This window comes from Desulfobacter sp. (genome assembly GCF_050177295.1).
Genome location: NZ_JBFXHE010000173.1, coordinates 5,201 through 8,930 on the forward strand (window position 1 = coordinate 5,201; position 3,730 = coordinate 8,930).

A 3,730-nucleotide genomic window follows, 5' to 3' on the forward strand; every position below is an offset into this window, starting at 1 on the left:
CAACTTTGAAAATGCAAAAGAGCCACACCCAAAAGAGGTTGGAAGCGGTTTAGAACCGTTCAATCAGTTTATTTATAAAATAGGTACTTTCACGCAGGGCCTGGTGGCCGAAAGGCCCGAACCATTCAGCGATCTGGTTAAATTCTTTGATGAAGGCTTCCTTATCTCCGGATTCAAGCATACCAAGGAACTGGGTCAAGGACTGAACAAATGTTTTTAAAAGCTGGCACCGCCCAGGTGTGGCAAAGATGATTTCAGCGTACAGATTAGGGTCCTGGGCAAAAAGCCTGCCCACCATGCCCAGTTCCAGGCGGTAGATCGGGCTGGAAAATTCAAGGGTGCGTTTAATGGGTATGCCCTGGCGGTAAAGAAAACTGCCGAAACTGAACGTGGCAAAATGCCGAAGGGCCTGGACAATTTCCATGACCTGGTCATGTTCCCGGGCACTTGCTTCCACAACCACGGCACCCCAGGCAACCAGCTGGTCAATGACCCACTGGCAGGCATCATTGTTTTGTCCGGAACATGCCGCAATGATCTGCTTGTCTAGGTTGTTCGTGGTGGGGCCGAAAAGGGGGTGCAGGCCCAGCACAGGCCCCTTGTGGGCCCGGCACATGGCTTCAAGGGGGATCGCCTTGACCGAAGTCAGATCCGTGAGCACCGCATCCGGCCGCATCAGGGGGGCCAGGGCGTCAATGACCTTAACGGTAACGTTAATGGGAACACAGACAATGACAAGGTCTGCGGTTTGACACAAGGCCTGGGCCTGGGCCCAGTCATTTTTATCCAGGATATCCACCAGATATCCGGTGTCGGTGAAAAACCGGACAAACAGACGGCCCATCTCTCCGGCACCGCCCACAATCAGTATCCTTGCCCGGGGCCGGATCGGACTGGTTTTGGACACACGGGTCTGACTTTTCCTGGACTGGCGCATGATCGTTCTGTAAAGGCTTTCAACAAAATCGGGGTCCACATCCATGTCCGAGGCTTTTTCCCGCAGGCGGGATATCACGTCCTCTTCCCGGGCCGGATGGTAAATGGGCACCTTGTACTCTTTTTTTACTGCCACGATTTTTTCCACTTGTTCCCCACGCTTGCTTAATAGGGAGATAATTTGGGCATCAATGGCATCAATTTCATCCCGGAAGGGCTTGACCTGCTGTGTAAAAGAGAAGTTGTCTTTGGTCATAATTTATGGTCTTACGGCAGTTTGTGTTTATGGCAATGGGTTAACACGGCCCACAGTATCATCAGTGAGTGAGTTCTGGCAATATAAACCCTTGGCTGTTTTCTGTTTTTTTAAAGGGGTGGCCCGGACCAATATTTTAATGCAGTGATCTGGTCCGGGTTATTTTTTTCAGCGGTTTTCCCGTAAGAATCTTATTGTTCGGTAGCCGCAAGCCTGATGCCAAGGGCGGCAAAGGTCAGGACAAAAGAGCGCTGTATCCGGACAAGTACCCTAGGTGAATTCGTGATGTTGGTATCAGGATACTATTCATATTTGTGTGATATCAGCATAGTACCAAGCTGTAAAGGCCTATCCATTTGTATATTTGACTATAGGCTATCGCGGTTAGGATAGTATGCCGATATCCAAAGTCATCTTTCAAATTGGTGTTGGTTTATTTTGCTATTGGTTGTCTGTTATTGAGCATAAGAGCTCACGCCCAGTTACGAACCTTCAGTTTGGGAATCCTTGTAAATTCTTTCTCATTGTTGGTAACAAGGGTCAGGTTTTCAGCTTTGGCATGGGCTGCTATCCACAGGTCATTATTCCCGATAGGTTTGCCATTGGATTCAAGGAAAGCGCGAATTATCCCGTAAGATTTTCCGGCACTCTCCGGCATGGCCAAAACAGGGACCAGTATTGAGAATTCATTAAGCAACGTCAGAACATTTTTCTTTTGTTTGCTTTTTTCAGCTCCGTACAAAAGCTCACCCCAAGTAATTATGGATATGGCAGCTTCACCGGGTTTTAGTTTTCTAAAGTTTTCCAAAACTGATTCAGGTTTATGCTTCTGAATATAAATACATATATTTGTATCAAGCAGATATTTTACCGGCATTACAGACCCTCTCGCTCTTGAGGCGGCGGATCAACTCTATTGTCAAAAAAAAAGTCACCCGGCAATTCCGTGAGAAGTTCGAATGCCCTTTCAAGACCTTGAGATGGTTGCCTTAAAACAATTTCATCCCCCCTTTTAAATATTTCAAGTTCACTGCATTGAACAGAAAAATTTTTAGGTAATCGAACTGCTTGACTGTTCCCGGATTTGAAAACACGCGTTATGGCCATAATGCCTCCCCCTTGTATTTTTTAAAAGACAATGTATAGACATAATAGTATATACAAAAAGGGAAAGTGTCAATTATGATTTTTCCAAGTTGATTTTTCTTATAGAGAAGACTACCTGCATGAAAAAGTCCTTTTACTAAGGGGATGAGAACCCTGGACTATCCCTGTCACTCCAAGATTTTTCAATAACAATTCAACATCTACAAAATTAAAGGATGCTTAAACCAAAACATCCAAATGCCAACTTTTACATCTTTGATTTTATTTCTTCAATCTTGGATCAAAATCTAACGATATCGGGTCCCCAATTTTTATTTGATTAGAATCTTGATAATTAAAATTTATTAGATAATTATTTCCTTCTGGGATAATGACGCTTGGAACTCTTAAAACAGCCGAATTCCGCTCTCGAATCCAATTATCCCCTATCTCCTGTGACACTTTAGAGATAGGCCTGCCATTCCATCCATCTTGCAGATCTGCACCCTGGACAAATTTTTCATCGAAAAAAAGTTTGAAGTATACAAAGCCTTTAAAAAACTCATATGACGGCAGATTCACAAAAACCTCAAGGCAGCATAACGCCAGAGAGTCCGAGGTATACACAACTGCGACCCCTTGGCTGTTCCAGCGGCCGCCGTAAAGCCGGGCTCCCTCACCGTTAAAAGCGCTATGGGCATGCTTTTCTTTGACTATGCGGTATGAAATGATTTCCATTAGGAGAAAACCCCATGTTCAATGCGGCCTAAAAGATCCTCTACTTCTCTGGCTCCGACTTCGGTACTGGCAAGCTCCAGTGGAGAGACATCCCCTAATCCAAAGGCTTTTTCTTTAAGCCATTTTCGAGCCGGTTCTACCGCACCAAAAACATTGATCGCTTTTTCAAGTAGCCGCTGCACCCGGTAAAGCCGTTCTGACTCCTCGAAACTGAGTTTGCCCGTTTTCTTCCTGGCAGCCAAAGTACTCTTCGGTACACGGATCACTTTTGCAAGATCCTTATCAGGTAAATCCAGAGTTTGCCTTATTTTTGTAAATCTGGAGACCGGCAACCCATCTTCAAGCGCTTTTATAACCTGGAGAATACTTAACTCCTGATCTTTTAATAGTGGTTGTGCCATTATATCCTCCTTTCAATAAGTCTAATTTTAAACTTATAATAATATATATTTAGACTTTAGTCAATTTTGTCTGTATTTTTTTTCCAGTAAATTGGCTCTCCGATATTTTCCGTGGTTGTAATTTGAGTTTAATTCGGAAATAATAGTCAATTTTTTATTCACAACAAATGGAACAGTGTCATATGGGGGATTGAATTAGATTTAGAGTTGCCTGATGTTGAAATTTTGAATGTATCCCGCGATAGCAAAGGAAACTATGTCATTGAACTTCAGAGTACGAAAAAAAAGGGCATCTGCAGAAAATGTGGAAGAG

At 43.9% G+C, this 3,730-nt stretch carries 5 protein-coding genes; all 5 read right to left on the bottom strand.

The window, feature by feature from the left end:
* Window positions 1-49 precede the first annotated feature (49 nt).
* Window positions 50-1,192, bottom strand: a complete 1,143-nt coding sequence (gene tyrA / locus AB7U36_RS12920) for a bifunctional chorismate mutase/prephenate dehydrogenase (protein WP_428160174.1) — start codon at window positions 1,190-1,192, stop codon at window positions 50-52.
* 472 nt (window positions 1,193-1,664) lie between these two features.
* Window positions 1,665-2,069, bottom strand: coding sequence for a type II toxin-antitoxin system tRNA(fMet)-specific endonuclease VapC (gene vapC, locus AB7U36_RS12925; RefSeq protein ID WP_428160175.1), 405 nt, complete (start codon window positions 2,067-2,069; stop codon window positions 1,665-1,667).
* Window positions 2,069-2,299 carry an antitoxin gene (locus AB7U36_RS12930; RefSeq protein ID WP_428160176.1) on the bottom strand — a complete coding sequence of 77 codons (231 nt, stop codon included), beginning with the start codon at window positions 2,297-2,299 and terminating at the stop codon, window positions 2,069-2,071. Before AB7U36_RS12930 ends, vapC begins: the two co-directional genes overlap by 1 nt.
* 261 nt (window positions 2,300-2,560) lie before the next feature.
* Window positions 2,561-3,016 (bottom strand): RES family NAD+ phosphorylase, encoded by a 456-nt coding sequence (locus tag AB7U36_RS12935; protein ID WP_428160177.1) that lies wholly within the window; start codon window positions 3,014-3,016, stop codon window positions 2,561-2,563.
* The gene (gene parS, locus AB7U36_RS12940) at window positions 3,016-3,417 is read right to left on the bottom strand and encodes a type II RES/Xre toxin-antitoxin system antitoxin (RefSeq protein ID WP_428160178.1); all 402 of its coding nucleotides are present in this window, start codon (window positions 3,415-3,417) and stop codon (window positions 3,016-3,018) included. The genes AB7U36_RS12935 and parS overlap by 1 nt, the downstream gene beginning before the upstream one ends.
* Window positions 3,418-3,730 lie beyond the last annotated feature (313 nt).

Excerpts from the sequence above, each read along its gene's own strand:
- tyrA (WP_428160174.1), bottom strand. The coding sequence starts at position 1,192 with ATGACCAAAGACAACTTCTCTTTTACACAGCAGGTCAAGCCCTTCCGG.
- vapC (WP_428160175.1), bottom strand. The coding sequence starts at position 2,069 with ATGCCGGTAAAATATCTGCTTGATACAAATATATGTATTTATATTCAG.
- AB7U36_RS12930 (WP_428160176.1), bottom strand. The coding sequence starts at position 2,299 with ATGGCCATAACGCGTGTTTTCAAATCCGGGAACAGTCAAGCAGTTCGA.
- AB7U36_RS12935 (WP_428160177.1), bottom strand. The coding sequence starts at position 3,016 with ATGGAAATCATTTCATACCGCATAGTCAAAGAAAAGCATGCCCATAGC.
- parS (WP_428160178.1), bottom strand. The coding sequence starts at position 3,417 with ATGGCACAACCACTATTAAAAGATCAGGAGTTAAGTATTCTCCAGGTT.